At 63.9% G+C, this 22,030-nt stretch carries 20 protein-coding genes; 13 read left to right on the forward strand and 7 right to left on the reverse strand.

Translation table 11 applies throughout. The features are described from left to right. Nucleotides 1-57 precede the first annotated feature (57 nt). Both E1H16_RS16570 and E1H16_RS16575 read right to left on the reverse strand, forming a co-directional pair. Nucleotides 58-1,749, reverse strand: coding sequence for an HNH endonuclease signature motif containing protein (locus E1H16_RS16570; protein WP_134325031.1), 1,692 nt, complete (start codon nucleotides 1,747-1,749; stop codon nucleotides 58-60). Between the two features lie 131 nt (nucleotides 1,750-1,880). Continuing rightward, on the reverse strand, nucleotides 1,881-2,459 hold the full coding sequence (locus tag E1H16_RS16575) for a TetR/AcrR family transcriptional regulator (RefSeq protein WP_134325032.1): 579 nt from the start codon (nucleotides 2,457-2,459) through the stop codon (nucleotides 1,881-1,883). Between the two features lie 65 nt (nucleotides 2,460-2,524). On the opposite strand from E1H16_RS16575, the gene E1H16_RS16580 reads away from it, so the two are divergent. The 3 genes from E1H16_RS16580 (at nucleotide 2,525) to E1H16_RS16590 (ending at nucleotide 4,820) form a co-directional block, all read left to right on the forward strand. After that, nucleotides 2,525-3,904: an MFS transporter gene (locus tag E1H16_RS16580; protein WP_134325033.1), complete on the forward strand. Its 1,380-nt coding sequence runs from the start codon at nucleotides 2,525-2,527 to the stop codon at nucleotides 3,902-3,904. A gap of 77 nt (nucleotides 3,905-3,981) precedes the next feature. Further along, complete coding sequence (locus E1H16_RS16585) at nucleotides 3,982-4,362, forward strand: hypothetical protein (protein WP_134325034.1); 381 nt, start codon at nucleotides 3,982-3,984, stop codon at nucleotides 4,360-4,362. Continuing rightward, on the forward strand, nucleotides 4,359-4,820 hold the full coding sequence (locus E1H16_RS16590; RefSeq protein ID WP_134325035.1) for a MarR family winged helix-turn-helix transcriptional regulator: 462 nt from the start codon (nucleotides 4,359-4,361) through the stop codon (nucleotides 4,818-4,820). The genes E1H16_RS16585 and E1H16_RS16590 overlap by 4 nt, the downstream gene beginning before the upstream one ends. Before the next feature lie 51 nt (nucleotides 4,821-4,871). Here E1H16_RS16590 and E1H16_RS16595 read toward each other — a convergent pair whose 3' ends face one another. Beyond that, nucleotides 4,872-5,648 carry an SDR family NAD(P)-dependent oxidoreductase gene (locus E1H16_RS16595; protein WP_134325036.1) on the reverse strand — a complete coding sequence of 259 codons (777 nt, stop codon included), beginning with the start codon at nucleotides 5,646-5,648 and terminating at the stop codon, nucleotides 4,872-4,874. 40 nt (nucleotides 5,649-5,688) lie between these two features. Beyond that, nucleotides 5,689-6,480 carry an SDR family oxidoreductase gene (locus tag E1H16_RS16600; protein ID WP_134325037.1) on the reverse strand — a complete coding sequence of 264 codons (792 nt, stop codon included), beginning with the start codon at nucleotides 6,478-6,480 and terminating at the stop codon, nucleotides 5,689-5,691. A gap of 155 nt (nucleotides 6,481-6,635) precedes the next feature. Between E1H16_RS16600 and E1H16_RS16605 the strand changes: the two genes are divergently transcribed. From E1H16_RS16605 to E1H16_RS16640, 8 genes are all read left to right on the forward strand, one after another. Next, complete coding sequence (locus tag E1H16_RS16605; protein ID WP_134325038.1) at nucleotides 6,636-7,277, forward strand: TetR/AcrR family transcriptional regulator; 642 nt, start codon at nucleotides 6,636-6,638, stop codon at nucleotides 7,275-7,277. A 418-nt stretch (nucleotides 7,278-7,695) separates the two neighbouring features. Next, a complete protein-coding gene (locus E1H16_RS16610) occupies nucleotides 7,696-9,210 on the forward strand; it encodes an ABC transporter substrate-binding protein (protein WP_134325039.1) in 1,515 nt (504 codons plus the stop codon). After that, nucleotides 9,207-10,214, forward strand: a complete 1,008-nt coding sequence (locus tag E1H16_RS16615; protein WP_134325040.1) for an ABC transporter permease — start codon at nucleotides 9,207-9,209, stop codon at nucleotides 10,212-10,214. The genes E1H16_RS16610 and E1H16_RS16615 overlap by 4 nt, the downstream gene beginning before the upstream one ends. Further along, nucleotides 10,211-11,074: an ABC transporter permease gene (locus tag E1H16_RS16620; RefSeq protein ID WP_134325041.1), complete on the forward strand. Its 864-nt coding sequence runs from the start codon at nucleotides 10,211-10,213 to the stop codon at nucleotides 11,072-11,074. Before E1H16_RS16615 ends, E1H16_RS16620 begins: the two co-directional genes overlap by 4 nt. Continuing rightward, complete coding sequence (nikE, locus tag E1H16_RS16625; RefSeq protein WP_166741816.1) at nucleotides 11,058-12,758, forward strand: nickel ABC transporter ATP-binding protein NikE; 1,701 nt, start codon at nucleotides 11,058-11,060, stop codon at nucleotides 12,756-12,758. The genes E1H16_RS16620 and nikE overlap by 17 nt, the downstream gene beginning before the upstream one ends. Further along, nucleotides 12,755-13,855, forward strand: coding sequence for an LLM class flavin-dependent oxidoreductase (locus tag E1H16_RS16630; protein WP_208379115.1), 1,101 nt, complete (start codon nucleotides 12,755-12,757; stop codon nucleotides 13,853-13,855). Before nikE ends, E1H16_RS16630 begins: the two co-directional genes overlap by 4 nt. After that, nucleotides 13,852-14,403, forward strand: coding sequence for an NAD(P)H-dependent oxidoreductase (locus tag E1H16_RS16635; RefSeq protein WP_134325043.1), 552 nt, complete (start codon nucleotides 13,852-13,854; stop codon nucleotides 14,401-14,403). The genes E1H16_RS16630 and E1H16_RS16635 overlap by 4 nt, the downstream gene beginning before the upstream one ends. Nucleotides 14,404-14,498: 95 nt before the next feature. Further along, the gene (locus E1H16_RS16640) at nucleotides 14,499-15,434 is read left to right on the forward strand and encodes a TIGR03619 family F420-dependent LLM class oxidoreductase (protein ID WP_134325044.1); all 936 of its coding nucleotides are present in this window, start codon (nucleotides 14,499-14,501) and stop codon (nucleotides 15,432-15,434) included. Nucleotides 15,435-15,440: 6 nt separating this feature from the next. Here the strand turns inward: E1H16_RS16640 and E1H16_RS16645 are convergent, their stop codons facing one another. Continuing rightward, nucleotides 15,441-16,271 (reverse strand): acyl-CoA thioesterase, encoded by an 831-nt coding sequence (locus E1H16_RS16645; RefSeq protein WP_134325045.1) that lies wholly within the window; start codon nucleotides 16,269-16,271, stop codon nucleotides 15,441-15,443. Nucleotides 16,272-16,445: 174 nt separating this feature from the next. On the opposite strand from E1H16_RS16645, the gene E1H16_RS16650 reads away from it, so the two are divergent. Both E1H16_RS16650 and E1H16_RS16655 read left to right on the forward strand, forming a co-directional pair. Next, on the forward strand, nucleotides 16,446-18,728 hold the full coding sequence (locus tag E1H16_RS16650) for a CaiB/BaiF CoA-transferase family protein (protein ID WP_134325046.1): 2,283 nt from the start codon (nucleotides 16,446-16,448) through the stop codon (nucleotides 18,726-18,728). A gap of 91 nt (nucleotides 18,729-18,819) precedes the next feature. Then, on the forward strand, nucleotides 18,820-19,770 hold the full coding sequence (locus tag E1H16_RS16655) for an NADP-dependent oxidoreductase (RefSeq protein ID WP_134325047.1): 951 nt from the start codon (nucleotides 18,820-18,822) through the stop codon (nucleotides 19,768-19,770). Between the two features lie 88 nt (nucleotides 19,771-19,858). On the opposite strand, the gene E1H16_RS16660 is transcribed toward E1H16_RS16655, so the two are convergent. After that, entirely contained in the window at nucleotides 19,859-20,731 is an 873-nt protein-coding gene (locus tag E1H16_RS16660) for an LLM class flavin-dependent oxidoreductase (protein WP_134325048.1), read from the reverse strand. A 35-nt stretch (nucleotides 20,732-20,766) separates the two neighbouring features. After that, on the reverse strand, nucleotides 20,767-22,026 hold the full coding sequence (locus E1H16_RS16665; protein ID WP_134325049.1) for an ABC transporter substrate-binding protein: 1,260 nt from the start codon (nucleotides 22,024-22,026) through the stop codon (nucleotides 20,767-20,769). Nucleotides 22,027-22,030 lie beyond the last annotated feature (4 nt).

Here is a 22,030-nt window from a genome sequence, read left to right on the forward strand (position 1 = left end):
GACATCGGGAGTATGGCGCGCGACACGGGTGCTGCTCCCGTTCGGCGCCGTGCCGCACTACGCAGCTGTGTGGTCGGCGAGTGTGGGGTCGGCGTTGCTGTACGCGGCGTTGGTGTAGTCGTCGAGCAGTCTGGTGGTGCGCGTGAAGGCTGCGCGTTCGTGAGGGTTGGGTATGTGGGCTGCGAGCAGGGCGATGAGTTCGTCGGCGGGGTCTAGTCCTTCGGCCTCGTCGTTGTTTGTTGCCGGGGGTGTGGTGCTGAGCGCGGCGCGCGATTGCGTGGTCGCGTGTTCGATCTGATGGTGATCGGGTATTGCGATCCGCGTGTTGAGGACGGGGCGTTGGTGGGGATCGATCCATGGTGGTGGGATCCACCAGGGTAGGCCGTTGATGATGTGTGCGCGCCATCCGGATTCTTCGAAGTGTCGGTGATGGTGTCGGCACATGAGGGTGAGGTTGTTGAGGTCTGTGGTGCCGCCGTTCCACCAGGGTTTTATGTGGTGTCGTTCGCAGCGGTCGGGGGTGGCTTGGCAGGTCGGGAATGAGCAGCCGTGGTCTCGGGCGATGAGTGCGTGAGTCTGATTCTCGGTCGCGATGCGACGGGTGCGCCCGAACGCTACGATGCCACCGGTGTCGGTGATCCACGTGGGGATCAGCATTGCTTCGTGCGCGAGGTGTGTGAGGTCGTTGATGGTGATCCGGTCGCCGCCGGAGATGGTGCCGATCGCTGCCCAGTCGTGTGTGTCGTGGCTGGGGTCGTTGTTCGCGTGGAGGGCGGTGAGTAGGTCGTTGAGGTTGACGGTCAGGTGCACGGTGGCGGGAGTGCCTCCGGTGGCCGGTACACCGCCGGCGGTGGCCAGTAGGTATTGCAGGGCTTCGTTGAGTCCGTCGTGGGTGCGTTGTTCATAGCTGCGGGTGTCGCGGGTGCGGTCTTCGGCGGGGTGTGGTGCGCTATAGGGGCCGATGGCTGCCTCGAAGCGGGCTTTTAACTCTCGGGTGAGAAAGCCGTGAATGCGGTACGTGCCGTCGGCGCGTTCGGTGCTGATGTTGATTGCGCGTCGCGCGTGCGCGAGGTGACCTCGGGGGAGGCGCCCGTCGGGGGCGAGGACGTCGTCGATTTTTTGTGCGACGCGGTGTAGGTCGTTGGTGCCCATGCCGTGGGCGTGGTGCACGAGTGTCTGTTCTGCTGTGGTGCGGTCGGCAGGTTCGAGGTCGGCGTTGGTGCGTAGGCGGCGCATGGCGGTGCTGATGATGTCGACTTGGTCGCGAGAGAGTTCTCCGGCGCGTACTGCTGCCGCGAGCGTGGGCAGGTTGGGTGAGCCTTCGCCGGCGCTGAAGGAGTTGGTGGGAAGTATGTGGTCGGCGCGGCGGGCGCGTGCGCGCGCTTCTGCGGGCCGGATCCGCAGCAGTTGTGCGAAGGCGTGCGCGGTGCTGGATGTGCACGTGTACTTGCCGAGTTCTTCGAGTAGCCCGGCTTCGTACAGGTGGCTTTCGATGATGATGCATCGGGCCTGCTGAGACTCGAGCTCCCGAGCGAGCGCGATCAGTCCCTCGGGGCCAAGGGCGCCGAAGTCGCCGCGGTCGCCGACCGCGATCAACGCATCAACAGCCGCCGCCATCTGGTCGAGTGCCGAACCGATTTCCGAAGCGAGCGATTCAGCCGCACCAGCCAGGGGTGAAGACCGATCGTGGCTGGCGCTGATGGCCAGCACGTCCGCGGAGACGTACCGCGCGTGATGCGACTCCAACACGACCAACCTCCCTCAGCGAATCCACGGTTCAAAGTACTGATCTCATCGTACACATGTTCGAATCATGATGCATTAGTTGTAACTCCCGTCCTGGAGTACACCTCCGGTGATCGCCGTCGAGCGGTTCGAAACTATGTGGACAGCAGAGGTTCGAGTCGCGCGAGATAACTCTTGATGAGCGCCAGCGCGTCACGCTCAGATAGCTGTCGCGCCATCAATAGCGACGCGACCCCATGCGCTAGTCCCATCACCTCAAGTGCGAGTCGGCGCGCGATGGTTGCGGTGAGATCGGGCCGCAGGATGTCGGCAAGTTCATCTGCGAGCCCGCTCAGGTGGGACTGATATGCCTGGCCGGCGACCCCTGGATCCGAGATCGACAGTGCCTCTAGGGAAACTCCTAGGCGATGGAAGTCCTCGCTGACTGTATCGGTCGGCAACGCCTCGTCGAAAAACAGCTTGATCACGTCAAGTGGCGCCTTGCTGCCCTCGTGTTGGACGCGAGCCCGCCACCGTTGGACGCTCTTCTCGGCCAGGCGCTCGAGAGTCGCGCTGAGAAGTTCGTCTTTCGTGTTGCCGTAGTACTGGACGAGTCTGAGTGACACGTCTGCTTCCGCGGCCACGGCTCTCATGGTGACGGCGTTGATCCCGCCGCGGGCTAGAAGCCGCTCTACGGCTTCCATGATCTGCGCTCTGCGTTCCTGTTCCGACATACGACCCCCCTCGCCGTAACGATGATACATTCGTATCAACTGATACGTGCGTATCAAGGAGGGGTATGCCATCTCCGTCGCAACGACTCGCTTTGTGTGCGTCGTGTCTGGCCCAGCTGATCGTCGTGCTGGATGTGTCCGTGGTAAACGTGGCCTTGCCCTCGATCCAAGTAGACCTCGGGCTAGGGCGGGTCTCTGCGTCGTGGGTGGCGATGGCCTACAGCCTCGGATTTGCCGGATTGCTCCTCGTGGGAGCGCGCCTGGCGGACGTTGTGGGGGTCGCCAGGTTGCTCGCCTGGAGCGTCTTCGCCTTCGCCTTGGCGAGCCTGGTCGGGGGCCTGGCGACGGAGGGGTGGGTACTCATCTCGGCCCGTGCTGCGCAGGGCATCGCGGCCGCTGCGGTGTCTCCGGCGACGTTTACCCTGTTGACGATTACCTACTCCCAGGGGACCGAGCGTACGCGGGCCATCGCAATCTGGACCGCAGTGAGCCTGGCTGGTGGCGGGCTGGGCAACATCGCCAGCGGGATTCTCACCGAGTTCATTTCGTGGCGTGCCACGCTACTGATCAACCTGCCCATCGGTGCCGGCGTCATCATCTCCGCGTTTGTGCTTCATCGGCGAGCAGTCGATCGACGTGCCTCGGGTCGCATCGACTTGATCGGCGCAATATTGACGTCCGCTGCGTTCGCGTGTGCCACTTATGCGCTGTCCGTGGCCGGTGAACCCACCCTGAGTGCGGCTGCGATTGCGGCAGGATCGGTGGCGGTCGTGCTGTTCGTCCTGTTGGTCATGCAGCAGCGCCGAACGCTCGAAAAACTTGTACCGGATGATCTCGTCGGCGATCGGGTCATCGTCCTGGGAAACATCGCGACGGCGTTGACTGGCGCATGCTTCCAGATCGCTCTGTGGTACTTCCTGACCTATCGGTTTCAGACCCGATTCGACTTCTCGCCGACGCAAGCCGGTGTCGCCTTCGTCCCACTGACAGTGATCATGCTGGTTGTGAACTTGTGGGTCACGCCGCGCCTGATGAAGCGGCGCGCACCCCGATCGCTAGTTGCGGCAGGTGCGGCGATTGCGGTCCCGGGCTTGATCTGGCTCGCAGCCTTCGACGAGGGAGCCTTGGCCATCACCGTCCTGGTGCCTACCGTCGTTGTCGGCATCGGCGGTGGCTTGGTGAACACACCATTGGCCACGCTCGTCACCGCAGGGGTCCGACCCGAGCACGCTGGTGCGGCGTCCGGCCTGATGAATACCGCAAAGCAGTTCGGCGGTGCGATCGGTGTCGCTGTGGCAAGCGCGGGCACGGTCATCACGGGTGCCGACAGAATCGCGTTCCTCGTCATGGCGGTGGCTGTCCTCGCCGTTCTTGCCATGGCGGCCGCGATCAAAGTGGACCGCGACGGATTTCCGCGTGAAACGACGCCGCCGGCTAAGACTTAACCACCCCACGGTCCTTGCGTCGCGATTGGGCAAGCGATGCTGTGACAGTTATATGCAGATCGCATACAGTTGCGATCGTGGATAACGCATTGGAAGAGGCCATCAACGAGTGGCACGAGGCCGTGAACTCCGGTGATCTGCAATGGTCGGCGACGTCAGTTTCAGACCCGGTTGTCGTACTCGGACCGAAAGGTGCAGGGCCGATTTCGGCGAGTCAGTTCGCTGAGTGGGTTCAGCGATCAGGTATTCAACTGATACCCCGGTCGTGGCATCCGATCAGTGACCGACTGATGGTCGTTGAACAAGACGCCGCTTGGCCGCAGAACCAAGCGCCGACGCGCGTCGCGACGGTGTTTCGGGTGACAGGTGCGAAGGTCACGGCCGCCCTACGGTTGCCGGATCTGCGCTCAGCGCTGGAGTTGGCGTACGTCTGCCGCGAGATGGCCGCGACAGAATGAACGCTCCGGGTCCCGGTGAGGTCTTGTTCGGCTTCGTTCGGTACTGGTCGCGGCGCGCCAGGTCGGGCGATCGGTCTGTCGCCGAACAGGGACGGTTGGTCCTCGCGACCGAGTCGGTGGCGGGGCTGCTCAGCCGTGGCGAGCGTGCGAGCGTGAACGCCGTCGCCGATGAGATCGGCGTTGACCAGAGCGTGGCCTCTCGTTTGATGAGAAACGCAGCCGATGCGGGCTACGTGACGATGACCAAGGCGCCGTCAGATGGGCGCGGACGCGAGGCGACGGTCACACCAAAGGGGCGCACCGTCATCCGTCAGGCGCACGAATGGCAGGAACGAGTGTTCGACGAACTGACGGTTGGTTGGAGTCAGCAGCGACGTGACGATTTCCAGGCCGCATTAGCCGAGCTGATCGAGCGGTCGCGCGCGATCGATACGCGAGTCACACACATGACGCGATGAGGGGGTGTGCGCCGGAGTCGGCGTACACCCCCTCATGGGCGGAACAGGGCGTTACTTGGCGCCTTGACCGTCGTCGATCTTCACGATGGTCCCAGTGACAGCCTCCGAAGCAGGGGAGACCAGGAACAGCAAGGTGCTGTCCATCTGCGGCGGCTGGGCGATCCGCTTGCGCGGTGTCGCGGCCGCCAGGTCGCCCTGGCGCTCGAGCATGCCGTCCATCATCTCGCTGGCGAACATGCCGGGTGCGATGCCGTTCACGTTGATGTTGAACTTCGCCCACTCGGCCGACAGTGCTTCGGTCATCCGAACGATGCCGGCCTTGGTGATCGAATACAGCGCCGCGCCGTTGCCGTTGTAGCGGAACGCGCCCATCGAGGAGATGTTCACGATGCGTCCGCCGCGCTTCTCCGCGATCAGCCGGCGAGCGAACTCGGCGGCCAGAATGAACGGCGCGCGCAGGTTCGTGTCAAAGACGGCGTCGATGAGTTCGACCGGCATCTTCGTGACGTACTGCGCGTCCGGAATACCTGCGTTGTTGACCAGAATGGTCGGCGTGCCGACGGCGTCGACCGCGGCCTGATACGCGGCGAAAATCGAGTCGGTGTTGGTGGCATCCATCTCGATTGCGACAGCGTTGCCGCCGGCGCCCTTAATGTCAGCGACCAATTCGTCGAGGCGATCCTTGCGGCGCGCTGTCGCGACGACGGTCGCGCCGGCGGCAGCCAGCGTCTGGGCGAACCGACGGCCTAGTCCGGAACTCGCACCGGTGACGAAGGCGACGTCGCCGGTGAGGTCCGCGCTGTTGTTGGGCAGCGGGAAGTTGCTCATACCAATACTCCAATGAAAGTGTTGATCGCCGGTTGCCGGACTACTTCGGGGGCATCCGGATCGCGCCGTCGAGTCGGACGACCTGACCATTGAAGTAGACGTTGCGGTTGAGCTCGAGAACGAAGGATGCGAACTCCTTCGGGTTGCCCAAACGCTTCGGGAACGGCACCGACTTCTCCAGGTTGGCGAAGACCTCGGGTGCGCGATCGCCGACGGCGAGCATCGGCGGGGTGGCGAAGATGCCCGGCAGGATCGTGTTGGCGCGGATGCCGAAGTTCATCAGGTCGCGAGCCAGCGGCAACGCCAGACCAGCGACGCCCGCCTTGTTCGAGCCGTAAGCGATCTGGCCGATCTGAGCATCCTGAGCAGCGACCGAACCGGTCAGCGTGATGCAGCCGCGCTCGCCGTCCTCAAGCGGCTCCAGCGACGCCATGCCGAGCGCGGCAAGCGAGGCCAGTCGGTATGACGCGACCAAGATCCCGTTGGCCGAGTAGGCGTAGTCCTCGGTGGAGAAGCGGGTGAGCTCGCCGGTCTCGCGGTTCTTGGAGAGGGTCTTGCCGCCGCGGGAGGTCTGTGCGCAGTGCACCAGAATGCGCTCCTGGCCGTTCGCTGCGCGCGCTTCCTCAAAGCCATCGATGACGCTCTGCTCATCGGTGACGTTCACCTTGTGGAAGGTTGCGCCGATCTCGGCTGCGACGGCTTTGCCGCCTTCCTCGTTCATGTCGAAAATCGCGACCTTGACGCCCTGTTCCGCGAGTGCGGTGGCGCTGGCCCGTGCGAGACCGGACGCGCCGCCGGTGACGACCGCCGAAACGCTGCTGTCGAGCTTCATGAATCCTCCGTTGTTCCTTAGTTCGCAGTGCTATGAATCCAGTACCTGCAGGTTAGACTGAGTGCTCGCTCAATGTCATCCCGGATCGGATCTACGGATGGGCGACACCCGAAGCCGTTGGACCTCTCGGTACAGAAACGCGATAAAGTCGCCGTATGCTTGAATCGCTCGGTCTCGCCGATGACGTTACGGACCAGCCCGCAGCATTGCCTACGACGGCCCGCGGGCGTCGGCGTCGCGAGGCGATTGTCGATGCAGCGACCGAAGTGATGCACGCGAACGGAATCTTTCAGTCCAGTCTCGACGAAGTGCTTGACCGCGGCGGAGCTGGGAAGTCCCAGCTGTACCACTACTTCGGGGGCAAGCAGGAGCTCATTCGTGCGGTCATCGAGCGCCAGCTCGAGAACGTGCTGGCCACCGAGCCGACGTTCGATTCGGTACGGACGTGGCGCGGCCTCGAGCAGTGGCGTGACGCGTTCCTCGCGCGGCACGCCACAGAATCTGGGCCGCTGGGATGTCGACTGGGCAAGTTCGCCGGCGAGTTGGACAACGATGAGGCATTACGCCCGGTATTGGTGGCGGCGTTCGAGGAATGGCGCTCGCATATGACCGCCGCGTTCGCTCGGATACAGGCGCGCGGAGAACTGCGCGTGGACGTCGATCCCGAGACGATGTCGAAGTCACTGATGGCGGCGATCCAGGGCGGACTTTTGCTGGGTCGGCTGCGGCGTGACGTCGATGCGTTGACTCACTCGATCGAGATGGCTTTTGGGTATCTCGGTACGTTCCGGGTCTAGGCGCTGCATGGAGTCGGTCACAACCGGCGGTCAGACTGGTTCAAATCTGTACCGCTTGGTACGCTTTGATGGTTAATCACGGCAACACGGTTGCCCCGTTGCAGAAGGGTGTTGAGTCATGACGAAGTCTTCGTACGCTCCGCCCATGCCCAAGCAGCCCGCGTTGACCGTGCGTCGCACGATCGACTTCATGCGCACCTGCACCTGCACCTGTTGCCGCTAGTATCCAGGCCCTGTTGAGGGGCTGGATGCGACGATGGAGTCCTGACCTCCGCGATTGATTCGTGCGGATCTGAGACTCATTCCGTCGCCACCGCAGTTAAACCCGCCGCCGCGCAACCGCGGCTCGCGATCTGTTACTTCTGCGCGCTGTCCCACTTTCCTGGTCAGCCTAAAGTTCTCAAGGAATACCTAGCGAATGAATCGCTTCAAACTCAAAGTGCTCGCGCTTGTCACTGCCGTCGTGGCATTGGTGAGCGCCTGTGGTGTCGCTGGTGCGACAAGCTCGACGCCGGGACACCTGAACTGGGGGTGGGTTCTGCCCACGTCCTGGGATCCGGTCTCGTCCACCGCGGGTACCGACGTACACGCGCTGTCGATGGTGTACTCGGGTCTGACCAAGCTCGACCCAGCGGGTAAAGCCGTTCCTGACGCTGCCGAATCGTGGGAATACAACGATGACGGCACAGCCGTAACGTTCACTTTGCGGCCGGATCAAACCTTCCAGGACGGAACTGTTCTCGACGCCGCTGCGGTCAAGGCGAGCTTGGAACGGGGCCGGGACGCTGAGTACTCAACCAAACGAGCCCAGCTAGAAGTGATCGAGAGCATCGACGTGCTGTCGCCGACGGAGGTTCAGCTGAACCTGAGCCGACCGGACTATCAGATCCCGGACCTACTGTCCGGCCTGACCGGTTTCCTGGTGAGCCCGACCGCTTTCGAGGCCGACGCGGAGGCGTTAGCAACGCAGCCGGTGGGTAGCGGGCCGTTCGAAGTGACGTCGTACACCCCGGGCTCAGAGGCCGAACTGAAGAAGTTCGATGGCTACTGGAACGCCGATCACATCTTTATCGACTCGATCACGCACAAGGAGCCGGCGGACGCTGCCGTCATCGTCGCGGGTTTGCAGTCAGGGCAGTACGACGTCGTAGAAATCCCGCCCTCGCAGGTCGAGGCCGCCGAGGCTGCCGGGTTCGACGTCGAGGTGAACCCCGCGCTGACCGTGCGCACCCTCGATGTCAACAACACGGTCGCGCCGTTCGACGACCCGAAAGTGATGGAAGCGATCAACTATGCGCTCGATCGGCAGGCGCTGATCGACACCTCTGCATTCGGGTACGGCGAGCCGACCGTGCAACCATTCCCCGAAGGTCACATCGGCTACAACCCAGATATTGCTGATCTGTACCCGCATGACATAAAGAAGGCCAAGGAGTTACTGGCCGAAGCCGGTTACCCTGACGGTATTGAGATTCCGCTGACGACGTACGACACCAGCGGTCTAGCCGAGCAGATTCAGGCCCAGTTGCTCGAAGCCGGTATCAAGGTCGATATCAAGACCATCACCCGCGCCCAGGCGTCGCAGACCATTTACATCAAGCGGGATGCACCGCTCGCGCTGGATTACTTCGCCGGTCGTGAATCGCCAGCCCAAGCGCTCGAGGTGCTCTTCGGCCCGGACGGGTTGATGAACCTTGGACGTAACGCTCCGGAAGAAGTCTCCGCCGGGATCAACGCCGTCTCGACCACGCCGACGGACGATCCGTCTTACGAGCAGGTACTGCACGACGCAGTCGATACCGCGGTGACTTCGATGCCGAACGTGTTCCTCTTCGCCTGGCCGCGCATCTTTGCGATCAGCCCCGGAGTGAAGGACTTCACGCCGTACATCGGCCCGCATCGTTGGGAAGACGTCAAGGTGGTCGGATCATGACCACGGCAACGGTTCAAAACACGACGTCGGCCGCACGGCGGCCGGTCAGCAGAACCTTGATCGCGGCAGCCAAAGGGCTCGGCACGGTGGTCACGGTGTTGCTGCTAGCCAGTTTCGCCACATTCGCGATGGGGGCGATTGCAGGTAGCAGCCCGGGCGCGGTCGCGCTCGGCAGCGATGCCACCCCCGAGGCGATAGCGGCGTTCGACGCCAGTGTCGGATTCGATCGACCGCTGTTGGTGCGGTACTTCGACTGGCTCGGCTCGGCCCTGACCGGCGACCTCGGCACCTCCTGGTTCACCGGGATCCCGGTCACCGACTCGCTCGCCGACCGACTCCCCGTCAGCCTGGCGCTGGCTGGGTTCGCGCTACTGATCGCGATCGTGGTTGGTGGCCTCGCCGGCGTGATCGCCGGCACCCGCCCGCGTTCGGCCGTCGACCGCGGCATCACCTTGGTCTCGGGCGCGCTGTCCACGCTGCCGCCGTTCGTCGCCGGAATCGCGCTTATCGTGATCTTCTCGGTCGGCCTGGGCTGGATGCCGTCGGGTGGCTACATGTCGATCGACGCCGGATTCGGCACCTGGTTAAGTTTCCTTGTGCTCCCCGCGATCGCGCTGAGCCTGGACGCTGCTTGTGAGATCACCCGCCAGTTGCGCACCGGCATCGTCGCGGCGATGGAGGAGAACTACGTGACCGGCGCGGTCGTGCGTGGTCTCACCCCGCGACGGATCATGTTCGGTCACGTGCTGCGTAACGCCGCCGGCCCTGCACTGGCGGTGATCGGCCTGCACATTCCCCGGTTGATCGGCGGCGCCGTCGTCACCGAGGCAGTGTTTGTGCTGCCCGGCATCGGTGATTTGGCCCGAGACGGTGCGATGCAGGGTGATGTTCCGGTCGTGCAGGGCGTGCTGCTGGTGGCTCTGGCGCTCGTGCTGATCTGCAACGCTGCCGTCAACGTACTGCTCGAGCGGTTGCGCCCAAGTTCCTCGAGGGGGGACTCATGAGCTCGTTTACACGTTCGGTGCGCGGTAACCGCGCGGCGCAGGCCGCGCTGGTCGTCCTGACTTTCATCGCATTCCTGGTCGCGTTCGGTGGCCTGATTGCGCCGTACGATCCGCTGCAGCAAAGCACTGCCGTGTTGCAGGGACCCAGCGGCGCACACTGGTTGGGCACCGATCACCTCGGCCGCGACACCCTGTCGCGGCTGCTGGAAGGAAGCCGAATCTCGGTGCTGGGTGCGCTCGAGGCCACGGCAGTCGGTGTTGTCCTCGGTGCCCTTCCAGGGTTGCTATCGGTGTACGTCGGACGGACCGCCGAGTGGATTCTGCTGCGAGTGATGGATGCGGTGCTGTCGCTGCCATTCATCATCGTCGCGATCGCGGTCTCCGGGCTCGCTGGCGGGGGAATGCAGCCGGCGATGATCACCGTCGGTGTGTTGTTCACCCCCACGTTCTTCCGGATCGCGCGCTCGGCGACTCTCGGCCTTCGTCGCGCCGGGTACGTCGAGGCGGCCGAACTGTTCGGTTCGTCGACGACCCGGATGGTTCTTACCCACATCTGGGGCAAAGTCACCACCCCGATCGCGGTCGCCGCGGCGAGCACGACCGGCGCCGGACTGCTGATCGTGTCGTCGTTGCAGTTCCTAGGAATCGGCGTGACTCCGCCCGCGCCTACCTGGGGCGGAATGCTTGCCACCGACCTGACCTACTTGCACCACGCGCCGTTCGCGCCACTATGGCCGGCAGCGCTGATCATGCTCACCGTGGGCGCCCTGAACATCCTCGCGGACGCCATTCGCGAAGACAGCCCCACGACCCGTTCATCGCGCAAGAAGAAGGAGCGTGCCCGTGTCGACGCTAACTGAAACCCACGCCAACAGTGACAACGCCGCAGAGGCCGGCCGTGACCCGTTGCTGCGGATCGACAACCTCACCATCGGCACCGCCGACAAAGAACTGGTACACGGCGTCTCCTTCGAGGTCGGCAAGGGCGAGATCGTCGGCGTCGTAGGCGAATCCGGCAGCGGTAAGACGCTGACCTGCCGTGCGGTTCTAGGTCTGTTGCCAGGGGCCACGCGCGTCACCGGCGGCACCATCACGCTCGGCGATCAGGACGTGGCGCGATTCAGCGACAAACAATGGTTGGACGTGCGCGGACGACGGGTCGGTGCGGTGTTCCAGGATCCGGCCTCTTACCTGAACCCCTCGCTGACGATCGGTCGCCAGATCGCCGAAGTTCTCAAGCACACCAGCGATGTGGACCGCCATGAGATCCACGCGCGCTCTGTGGAACTACTCCATTCGGTTGGCCTGCGCGATACAGACCGAATCCTGAAGCAGCACCCGTTCGAACTTTCTGGCGGGATGTTGCAGCGGGCGCTTCTGGCAGTCGCGATCGCCGGAGAGCCGGAGTTGCTGATCGCTGATGAAGCGACTACGGCACTCGACGTGACGGTCCAGGCGGAGGTCCTCGACCTGCTGGAGAAGTTGCGGGTGGAGAAGGGGATGGCGATCCTGCTGGTATCGCACGACCTGGCACTGGTCGCAGAGCGCACGGATCGCGTGGCGGTGTTCTGCGACGGCCTGAAGGTCGAAGAGGGACCGACCGCACACGTAATCGCAAACCCGCAGCACGAGTACACGGCCGAGTTGCTCGCCGGAGCCCGGACAGTCGTCGGCCGCACCGACGGAGAGGTGTCCGCCTCGGGGGACGTCGTACTCGACGTTTCGCATCTGGACGTATCGCTCGGTCGCGGAAGCAAGCGGCGACAAATCCTCAACGGCGTGGACTTGCAAGTGCGTACCGGCCAGATTGTCGGACTCATCGGCGAAACCGGTTCGGGTAAGACCACGCTCGCGCGCAGCGTGCTGGGTCTGGCGAAGTCCAGTCGCGGTGAGCTCTCGATCGGTGGCTCGAATGTCACTTCGATCAAGGGTCGGTCACGACGGGCGTGGCGTCGCACCGGAACGGTGCAGTACGTGTTCCAGGATCCATTGCGCGCGCTTGATCCCGATATGACCGCGCGGCAGAGCATTGCCGAACCGCTGGTGATCGCCAAGGAATCGGGTATCGCCGACCGGGTGACCGAGGTTCTGCGCGCAGTCCGGCTGGATCCAGATCTCGCCGATCGCAAGCCTGCCGAGCTTTCCGGAGGTCAGCGGCAGCGCGTGTGCATCGCCAGGGCGTTGATCACCAACCCGTCGCTGCTGATTTGCGATGAGCCGGCGAGCGCGCTGGATGCTACGAACCGCAACCACATCCTGACGTTGCTGGACGATCTGCGCCGCACGCGCGAGATCGGCATCCTACTTATCTCGCACGACCTCGGCACGCTAGAAGGCCTCGCCGACGAAGTCGCGGTGCTGTACCACGGCAGCGTGGTCGAGTCCGGGCCGACGAGCGAGGTCTTCGCTGCACCATCGCACCTCTACACTCAACTACTCCTGGCGAGCACTCCCCATCTCGACGGTGCGCCCGTCGATTCTGATCGTCGATCCGCACTTCGCCGCGAAGTCGACTCGAAGCACCTGGAAGGAATCGCAAAATGAGCAACATCGAAGTACTCGGAATGGTTGGCACCCGCGAAGAGTCGGAGGCGATGGCTGCCGATACTGAAGACGGTATCGATGTCGATTACCTCCGCCGTTTCGCAAAAGCGCACGATGAGGCCGGTTTCGACCGCGTGCTGATCGGCTACAGTTCCACCTCGCCAGACGGCATGGCTGTGGCCGCCGATGTGCTGAACCAGACGAAGAAGCTCGGCGTGCTCATCGCCCACCGCCCCGGTTTCGTTACCCCCACGCTTCAGGCCCGCAAGGTTGGAACGCTTGATCAGCTCTCCGGCGGCGGCCGAGTGGCGATCCACCACATCTCCGGTGGTAGCGACTTCGATCAGCGCCGCGACGGCGACTACATCGACAAGGAAGCGCGTTACCGGCGTACTGCGGAGTTCATTCAGGTGCTCCGCCAGACTCTGGACTCGACCGAGCCGTTCGATTACGAGGGCGAGTTCTACAAGTTCGACCAGGCCTACAGCACCGTGCGTCCGGCATCGCCGGCGGGCATTCCGATCTACTTCGGCGGCCAGTCGCCGATTGCGGTCGAGGTCGGCGCCAAACACACCGATGTGTTCATGCTCTTCGGCGAGCCGCTGGAGCAAACGGCCGAGCGGATCGCAGTGATCCGGGCCGAAGCGGAGAAGTACGGCCGCACGGTCGAGTTCAGCCTTTCGACTCGCCCGATCGTCGCCGATACCGAGGATGGCGCATGGAAGCGTGCACAGGAGTTGTACGACGCCGCCGCGGCGCGTGTGCCTGATGCGCCCACCAAGGCACTCTGGGCGCCGGGGGCGTCGAACGCAGCGGTGTCGGCGCAACGCCTACAAGAATTGGCCCACGCGCAGGACGTGTACGACGAGCGGCTATGGATGGGCATGACCAAACTCGCTGGCCCAGGGGGCAACTCCACCGCGCCGGTAGGCACCGTCGAACAGGTCAGCGAAGCGCTGCTGAAGTACTACGACCTCGGCGTCACGAAGTTCCTGATTCGCGGTTTCGACCCACTCAACGACGTCATCGAGTGGGGTGAGGGCCTCGTCCCAGCGCTTCGCGCCGGTGCGCAGAACCGCCTGGCGGTGGGCGTGTGAGCGACGCCGTCAAGGTCGTCGGGATCGTCGCTAGTCCGAGTGAAGGCGGGCGGACGACGGCGGCGGTGGCGGGAATTCTCGCCGGCGCAACGAAAGCAGGCGCCGAAACCCGAATCATCGAACTGGCCAGCGCCGAGCGCTCGGTAGCGATCGAGGCGATCGACAGCGCCGACGCTGTGGTCTTCGGCAGCCCCGTATACCGGGCTACGTACAGCGCGCAACTGAAGGACGTGCTGGAGAATACGCAGCGTGGGCTGCACGGCGAGACCACGGCGCCACTGCGCGGCAAGGCGGCCGCCATCGCGTTCACTGGCGCCAGCGCGCATCACTTCCTGTCGACGGATTCGGCGCGAGCGATCTTGGCATCATTCTTCGCCACGCAAGTCCTGTCACCCGCGTTATACCTCGAGCACAAGGATTTCCAGGACCGAGAGACGCTGGGCGAGATCGCGACCGGGTGGGCCGATCAGCATGGGGCTGCGCTGGTCGATCTCGCTCGCGCCGTACGGGCATCCGCCGCGCTATCGACGCTAGATCCGCTGGTCTAGCGCGCACGCTCGTCATCGCGTGGCTGGTCTGTGATCGGTCCCTCGTGTTTGACTGCTATGTAACCAATCCATAGGCAGACATACACGGGGGACAGATGAAGATCGGGCTAATGGTTCCGCAGTTTGCACGCACAGCGTCAGCATCGGCGCTGCGGGACGTCGGTCAGGCGGCGGAGGAACTGGGCTACTCGACCCTGTGGACCGGCGATCATGTCGTCCTGCCCGAAGTGCAGAACTCCTTCTACCCCTTTTCGGATGACGGCATCTATCCAGTGCCGAAAGAGGGGCAGTTCTACGACCCGTTCGCCACGCTCGCATTCCTCGCCGGTGTCACCTCACGGATCGCCTTGGGAACGGGCGTGTGTGTGGTGCCGTACCGTGACCGCCTGGTGCTCGCGAAGTCGATTGCCACCGTCGATCAGGTATCGGAGGGTCGGCTGATCTTCGGTGCTGGTGCAGGCTGGCTCTCCGAAGAGTTCGACGCCCTCGGCGTGGACTTCAGTCAACGAGGCAAGATCACCAACGAGACGCTGGAGTTGCTGGAGCAGGCGTTCGGTGGTGACACCAAATTGGATTACAGCGGGCAGTACGTCGCCGCGACCGATGTGCACATCAGCCCGCAGCTACATCAGAAGCGCACGCTGCCGGTATGGATCGGCGGAGCATCGAAGGCGGCATTGAACCGGACCGCGCGGTTTGCAACGACCTGGTTCCCACACGTGAACGGCTCGACAGAACAGTTCCTGAACGCGGGCTCCGAGCGGATTCGGGCCCGTAAGGCCGAACTCGGCCTCGAGGGGTCCGTGGACACTGCGTTGTTCGTCCCGATTGAGGTCACTGACCATCCCACCGACGACGGTCCGGCGCACGAGCAGTGGATCGTACGGGGGACCGTGGATCAGATCCGGGAGGTCATCGAGGGATTCAGCGCACGCGGCGTGAGTGAGGCGCTCTTCGTGCACGGCGGCAGCGTGCGACGGCGGATTGAGACCATGCAGCGGCTCGTGTCCGGCGGCGTCCTGGAGGCCTAATCGCCGTTATCCGCCGGCGATGGTGTGTTCGGTCGTCGGCGGTGTGGGCCTGCGCGGCATCCGCATCAGCACCTCTTGGCTCAGCGAGGCCAGGAGGCGTCCGTCTGCGTCCATGATTCGTCCCTGCGCCATACCGCGACTACGCGAGTTCGTCGTCGGGTACACGTCGACATAGGTCCATTCGGTCAGCCGGGGCGGGCGATGGAACCACAGCGTGTGATCCAGGCTCATCGCGGCGAACCCCATACCGTTTGCATTCGACGCGCGTGCCGACCGGATCACGGTCAGATCGCTGATCGCCAGCAGCGCGGCGTGCTGCATGTAGCGCGCATCGTCGAGCTCGTCGGTGAGCCGGATCCAGTAGGGATGCAGCCTGTTCTCACCATCCCACGGGGTGATCGATCGGATCTCGAAAGCATTCGCGACCGAGAGCCGGTTGCCGGCCGGTAACGGATGCGCGTCGTCCGGCCGTAGCGCGGGTGCCGCGAACTCTTGTTGCCAGTCCTCGCCGTCTTCGCCGGTATGCGCGGACACCATCGCGCGCAGCAGTTCCCGCCCGTCCTGGTGCATGATCACCTGCCGGCTGCTGAAGGAGCCGCCGTCGCGAACCCGCTCGACCTCGACGCTGATGTCACGCCCCATGTCACCGGCACGCAGGAAGGTGGCCTGGATCGAGTTGGCATCACGATCGTCGCCGATCGTGCGCATCGCGGCGACGAATGCCTGCCCCAGCAGGAATCCGCCGAATAGGCGATCACCGCCTGCCGCGGTCGGCGCCCGGAACGAATCCGTGGTGACTTCTTTGAGGTCCAGTACTTCGCGCAGGGTTAACGGCATGCGTCTGCGTCTCCCGAGGTCGATGATGACGATCGCACTCACAGTACCGAGGTGCCTCTCACCAGCTGTCAGAGCGACCGTTCAGTCAGTTTCTGGGGGTCACGCCGTGGGGTTCCGCGCCGGGTACCGCTACGGTGAAGGGCAGTTTGCGACGAGGGGTAGGAGACACCACGAATGACTGCGCTTGACGATCTGAAGGTCCTCGACCTATCGACCGGAGTCGCTCCGGCCCTGATGACGATGATGCTCGCGGACTTCGGTGCCGACGTGCTCCGGGTGGAACACGCCGACGGCACTCGTGCTGCCAAGCGCGAGGATCCTGGCTACGCGATGTGGGATCGAAACAAACGATTGTCACTGCTGAACCCGGACGTGGCGGCGGATCGACAGCAGTTGGCCGCACTCATCGCGGCCAGCGACATCGTGGTGACTCAACGTACCGCCGAGGAAGTCGTCTCCGCCGAGGAGCTCTCGCAGCTCTTGGAGGACAACCCGAACCCTACGCGGATCGTGGTGGTGCAGCCGGCGTACGCCGACTTCTGTCCGTGGGCGTCGGGGCGCGAGTCGAACGAGTTGGCTGCGGCTGCCATCGGCATGTCCCTACGACAGTCCTCAGCAACGACCGGACCGATCGACCCGGTGTACCGGCATGTCATCTATGTCCAGGGAATCTGGGGCGCTACCAGCGCGCTGGCCGCCGTACACCACCGCACCTTGACCGGGCAGGGGCAGACGGTGACCGTTGGCGGCGCACACGCCGGTGCGATCGCCGGATGCGCCACGTCGGTCGTGGATCCCGACAACATCGTCGTTGCGCCGGCGGCAGGTAATGGCGGGCCGAACGCGACGTACAGCCCATACCAGTGTTCGGACGGCGAATGGCTGTTCGTCGGAGCGCTGACACCGAAGTTCCAATTGCCCATGTTCGAGATGCTTGGCCTCGATATCCCGACCGATCCGCGGATCAATGGCGACATGGACGCGATGTTGCTACTGGAGAATCGCGATTGGGTCCGTGCGGAGATCGCAGCGGTGTACGCAACGAAGCCACGCGATCATTGGTTGGCCGAACTACATCGCCGCGGCGTGCCGGCCGGGCCGGTACAGGAGCGCGAATGTTGGCTTGACCACGACCAGGTCCAGGCGATCGGCATGCGCGCGGAGATCGATGACCCGCATCGTGGCCGCGTCGTCATGCCCGCGGTGCCGATCAATCTCGCTGACACCCCCGGTAGCGTTCGCACGCCGGCGCCCTCGCGAGCGGATGCAGTGGACGCCGTCGAGTGGGTCGCCTCGGATGTCATCACCGCGACCGCCAGCGCCACCGCTGGGGCCGACGGCCCGCTGACGGGGCTGCGTGTGCTTGATCTCGGCACTGTGCTCGCCGGTCCGTTGACCGGCAGCCTGCTCGCTGAGCTCGGCGCCGAGGTGGTGAAGGTAGAGCCGTTGGAGGGAGATTCCTTCCGCGTCAAGGGGTTCATGTACAACCGCGGTATGCGCTCGCTCGCGATCAACCTACGCGATGAGGCCGCGCGCGAGGCCTTCTACGATCTGGTGCGACACAGCGACGTGGTTGTCGATAACTTCCGACCGGGCGTTCTGACGCGACTGGGTATCGACTACGACACGCTCAGCGCGATCAACGACCAGATCATCACGTTGTCGTTCACCGGATACGGCCACGCCGGACCGCTGCAGGCCGAGCCCGGCTTCGATCCGGTATTGCAGGCGATGAGCGGCATGATGCGTGCCCAGGGTGGGGACGGCGATCCGGTGTTCCTGACGATGGCAGTCAACGACATTTGCTCAGCGGTGATCGGCACGTTCGCCACCACCGTCGCGCTGCATCACCGCGCGCGTGCGGGACGCGGTCAGCAGATCACCGGCTCGCTCGCGGCGACCTCGGTGTTCATGCAATCCGGCGAGATCACTCGCTTCGAGGGCCGCCGACGTCCGCGGCGAGGCGGCGCGGAATACCAGGGCCCATCCGAACTTGATCGGCTGTATGCCACGGCCGGCGATGGTTGGATCCGGCTTCAGGCGACCGAAGAACAGCGAGGCGCGCTTGCTGAACTCGGGTTGACTGGCGACCTGGAGGCTGCCTTCGCGACGCGAGAGCGCGACGAGGTAGTGAAATCGTTGACGGCGGCCGGAATCGACGTGGTCGGCGCCTACCACCCGAACGAGCTGATCGAGCACAAGAACCTTCGCGACAGCGAATTGATCCAGCAGCAATCGAGGCCTAATGGGCGGCCGTTCTTCGCGACGGGCCGGTTGGTGCGCTTCAGCGAGACCGAGCGCTCGGACGTGATGGGTCCGCCCGGACTCGGCCAGCACAGCGTTGAGATCCTGCGCAGCGTGGGGATCGAAACACCGCGGATCGATGCGTTGTTGAGCAGCGGTTCTGTGGTGACTGGTGAACCGATGCCACTGGATAAGTTCGTCAGTTACCGATAACGGCTGGGCGCCTGTTTCGCTGTGTGGACAGGCGTTGTCCCGGCCACATCGACCGCTTAGGTTGATGCAGAGGCCTTCTAAGGAGTGTTCGATGACAGAGACGACGCGCATTGTCGGTGTGACTGAGTTCGGTGGCGCCGAAAAACTGCACGTGATCGAGGTACCGATTGACCATGCCGGCCCTGGCGAGGTACGGGTCGCCGTACACGCTGCTGCCGTGAATCCGACCGATACGTACATCCCGTTGGGTGCTCGGGTCCGCCCTGGGCAGGAACCGAACTTCCCGTACGTGCCGGGGATGGACGTCGCTGGTGTGATCGACGAGATCGGTGAGGGCACCGACACCGATCTGAAGATCGGTGATCGGGTGATGGGCATCGTCGTCCCGAACGAGGCGCACGGCGGCTATCGGGCCAGCATTGTGCTCCCGGCCGAGTCGGTCACCCACGCACCCGCGGGTACCTCACATGTCGAAGCTGCGTCGCTGCCGATGAACGGGCTCACCGCGCGACTTGCCCTGGATCTACTGGGGTTGCAGCCGGGACAGGTGCTGGCTGTGACCGGCGCGGCAGGCGCTTTCGGCGGGTACGTCGTACAGCTGGCGAAGGCTGATGGGCTGACGGTGATCGCGGACTCGTCCGAGTCCGATGAAGAACTGGTCCGCGGGTTCGGTGCCGACATCATCGTGCGACGTGGCGAGAATGTCGCGGACCGCTTCCGGGAACATTTCGCCGACGGTGTGGACGCCCTGGCCGACGGATCCGTTCAGGGCGAGCAGGTACTCTCCGCGGTCAAGGACGATGGCAAGGTGGCTACAGTCCGGTTCTGGAAGGGGAACGGCGAGCGTCAGTTGCAGTTCTTCCCGGTTGGTGTCGCGAACTACTGGAAGAACCGCGAAGCGTTGGACGCGCTGCGTCAGCAGGCCGAGGAGGGCGTGCTGTCGTTGCGTATCGCGAAGACGTTCCCGGCCGAAGACGCGGCCGCCGCACAGCAGATGCTGATCGGCGGCGGTGTGCGAGGCCGCATCGTCCTGGAGTTCTAGACGCCGATACCCGCCCGGTCGTGGTTACTGGTGGCATCTCTGCAGCGTGCCGTTCGCACAGGCGCGAGCCGCTGCTCAGTCCATCGGGCTAGCGGCGCTCGGCGGCGACCAGCTCGCGCACGGCGGGGGCAACCTCGCCGGCAAATCGTTCGGTGATAGCGCGGTCATCGCCGCCGATGATGAAGGCACTGATGCCGTGTGTGATCGCGAGGGCGGCGAGTTCCTCGGCCCACTGACGCGAGGGCGACTGCGACGCGCCCATGTAATTCATCAGCCGGCGGATGTCCGTGGGGGATCGGCCGGCCTGGATCGCGGCGGCGTCTATGCGGGCATTGAGTACTGGCAGGTCCGCGGCGCCGCCCGATAGGTACTCCATCGACGGCAGCCACCCATCCGCGTGAGCTCCGGTCAGCGCCAGCATCTTTGGTTTGTACGCGCCAACCCAGATCGGGACCTCATGGGCTGGTGCCGGCCCACGTTTTGCGCCGACAACCTGGTAGTGCTCGCCGTCATGCTGCACACCGCCGCGCTTGTCGGTGTCCCACAGTTCACGGATCACGGTGATGGCCTCGCGTAGCGCGTCGACTCCCTGCCCCGGGGTAAGCCGGCGGCCGCCCATCGCGGCGATGCCCTCCCAAAATGCGCCCGCACCCAGGCCAAGGTTCACTCGTCCGCCGCTGAGTATGTCGAGGCTGGCGACGGCTCGGGCCAATACGGCCGGAGGCCGCAACGGCAGACTGAGCACATTTCCGGCGATGCGAATGCGCTCCGTGCGGGCAGCGACATACGACATCAAGGTCCAGGTATCCAGGAACGATGACTGATACGGATGGTCCTGGAAGGTCACCAGATCCAAGCCCGCAGTGTCCGCAGCCATCGCCAGATCGAGGGCTTGACGGGGATTATCGGCCGTCGGGGTGACAAACGTGCCGAAAAGTAACTCGTGACCGTAGTCCGTCATGCCGAACCTCCGAGGAATCAGGCGCTGCCCAGAGACTACTTCTGATGCGGGGTCTTGTACTCCTTCGCGTCATCGGAGACGAACAGGTCCGCCTCGATGCTCAGCCCGCCGGCTACGTCCGGATCTGGCGTCAGGATGAAGGCTTCGCGGGTCGATGGCTCACCGTCCTTGGAAAAGTCCAACGTCCCGGTAAGTCCCTCGGTATCAAGTGAAGTGACCTTCTTCTTTGCCGCGAGCACACCCTTGCGGGTCATATCCCCGGAGTCACACGCCTCGTTCAGTACTGCTTCCCAGACCATCCCGGTGCTGTAGCCCATGGGGACGCCGACGCTCGGCTCGTCATCGGTTGAATCGGTGTAGTCCTCGGCGATTTGCTTCGACAGTTCAAGATCCGCCGAGAAAGGGGCAGTGGAGGAGACCATGTAGAAGTTGCTCAGGGCATCGACCATCGCCGGATCGTCCAGCAGTTGCGGCTGGAATGCCTGGTTGTTGCCGATCATCGGTACGGACAATCCCTGCTCGGCGTTTTGCAGCGCGATGGAGCCGGTCGCGGCCGGGGTGGTGGTGATCGCGATCAGGTCGACACCTTCGCTCTTCAATTTGGTGACGGTCGCCGTCATGTCTGTATCGGTGGTCGAAATCGGCATCGACACGACATCGAGATCGTGTTGTTCGGCGTACCAGTCGACCGCCATCTTGCCGTTCTGTCCGTACTCGGCGTCCTGCCAAATGTGGCCGATCTTGTCGCCATCGGCCAGCATGCCTTGCTCCTGCATGAAAGACAGGCCGTTGATCATCTCAACGTCGTAGGTCTGTCCGACCAGCATGATCTGTTCGCGATCCAGATTCCCCGCAGCCCACCCGGCCGGGGTGCTGAGCACATCATCGGCGGTCATCTTCTCCTTGAGCGCCGACAGGATGTGCGAGCCGCCGAGTTGCAGTACGCCCAAGTCATCCTGAGCAACCGAGGCGTACTGGGGAACCGCGACATCAACTTTGTACACCGTGTCCTGCATATCCAGCACGATGTCGCGGCCGCAGATACCGCCAGCGGAGTTCACGGTGTCAGCCCACAACTGGTTTCCGGCCGCGATCGCCAAACCGCCTGCCTTGTACGGCCCGGACAGATCGGTCATCACCGCGAGCCGAATCTCCGAATCGCTGACTCCTACATCTGTCTTCAGGCCACCTTCGCTCATCGAGTCACCGCCATCGGACGATTTCGTTGAGCACGCCGCGCAGAGAATGAGCGCGAGGGCGCCAGCGGCCAGTGACTTGTTCACAGCTGCAGACATGAAA

It is taken from the genome of Cumulibacter soli (assembly GCF_004382795.1).
Classification (GTDB): domain Bacteria; phylum Actinomycetota; class Actinomycetes; order Mycobacteriales; family Antricoccaceae; genus Cumulibacter; species Cumulibacter soli.

Excerpts from the sequence above, each read along its gene's own strand:
- E1H16_RS16595 (WP_134325036.1), bottom strand. The coding sequence starts at position 5,648 with ATGAGCAACTTCCCGCTGCCCAACAACAGCGCGGACCTCACCGGCGAC.
- E1H16_RS16600 (WP_134325037.1), bottom strand. The coding sequence starts at position 6,480 with ATGAAGCTCGACAGCAGCGTTTCGGCGGTCGTCACCGGCGGCGCGTCC.
- E1H16_RS16590 (WP_134325035.1), top strand. The coding sequence starts at position 4,359 with ATGAACGCTCCGGGTCCCGGTGAGGTCTTGTTCGGCTTCGTTCGGTAC.
- E1H16_RS16665 (WP_134325049.1), bottom strand. The coding sequence starts at position 22,026 with ATGTCTGCAGCTGTGAACAAGTCACTGGCCGCTGGCGCCCTCGCGCTC.
- E1H16_RS16575 (WP_134325032.1), bottom strand. The coding sequence starts at position 2,459 with ATGTCGGAACAGGAACGCAGAGCGCAGATCATGGAAGCCGTAGAGCGG.
- E1H16_RS16605 (WP_134325038.1), top strand. The coding sequence starts at position 6,636 with ATGCTTGAATCGCTCGGTCTCGCCGATGACGTTACGGACCAGCCCGCA.
- E1H16_RS16610 (WP_134325039.1), top strand. The coding sequence starts at position 7,696 with ATGAATCGCTTCAAACTCAAAGTGCTCGCGCTTGTCACTGCCGTCGTG.
- E1H16_RS16630 (WP_208379115.1), top strand. The coding sequence starts at position 12,755 with ATGAGCAACATCGAAGTACTCGGAATGGTTGGCACCCGCGAAGAGTCG.
- E1H16_RS16615 (WP_134325040.1), top strand. The coding sequence starts at position 9,207 with ATGACCACGGCAACGGTTCAAAACACGACGTCGGCCGCACGGCGGCCG.
- E1H16_RS16640 (WP_134325044.1), top strand. The coding sequence starts at position 14,499 with ATGAAGATCGGGCTAATGGTTCCGCAGTTTGCACGCACAGCGTCAGCA.
- E1H16_RS16655 (WP_134325047.1), top strand. The coding sequence starts at position 18,820 with ATGACAGAGACGACGCGCATTGTCGGTGTGACTGAGTTCGGTGGCGCC.
- E1H16_RS16650 (WP_134325046.1), top strand. The coding sequence starts at position 16,446 with ATGACTGCGCTTGACGATCTGAAGGTCCTCGACCTATCGACCGGAGTC.
- E1H16_RS16645 (WP_134325045.1), bottom strand. The coding sequence starts at position 16,271 with ATGCCGTTAACCCTGCGCGAAGTACTGGACCTCAAAGAAGTCACCACG.
- E1H16_RS16620 (WP_134325041.1), top strand. The coding sequence starts at position 10,211 with ATGAGCTCGTTTACACGTTCGGTGCGCGGTAACCGCGCGGCGCAGGCC.
- E1H16_RS16580 (WP_134325033.1), top strand. The coding sequence starts at position 2,525 with ATGCCATCTCCGTCGCAACGACTCGCTTTGTGTGCGTCGTGTCTGGCC.
- E1H16_RS16660 (WP_134325048.1), bottom strand. The coding sequence starts at position 20,731 with ATGACGGACTACGGTCACGAGTTACTTTTCGGCACGTTTGTCACCCCG.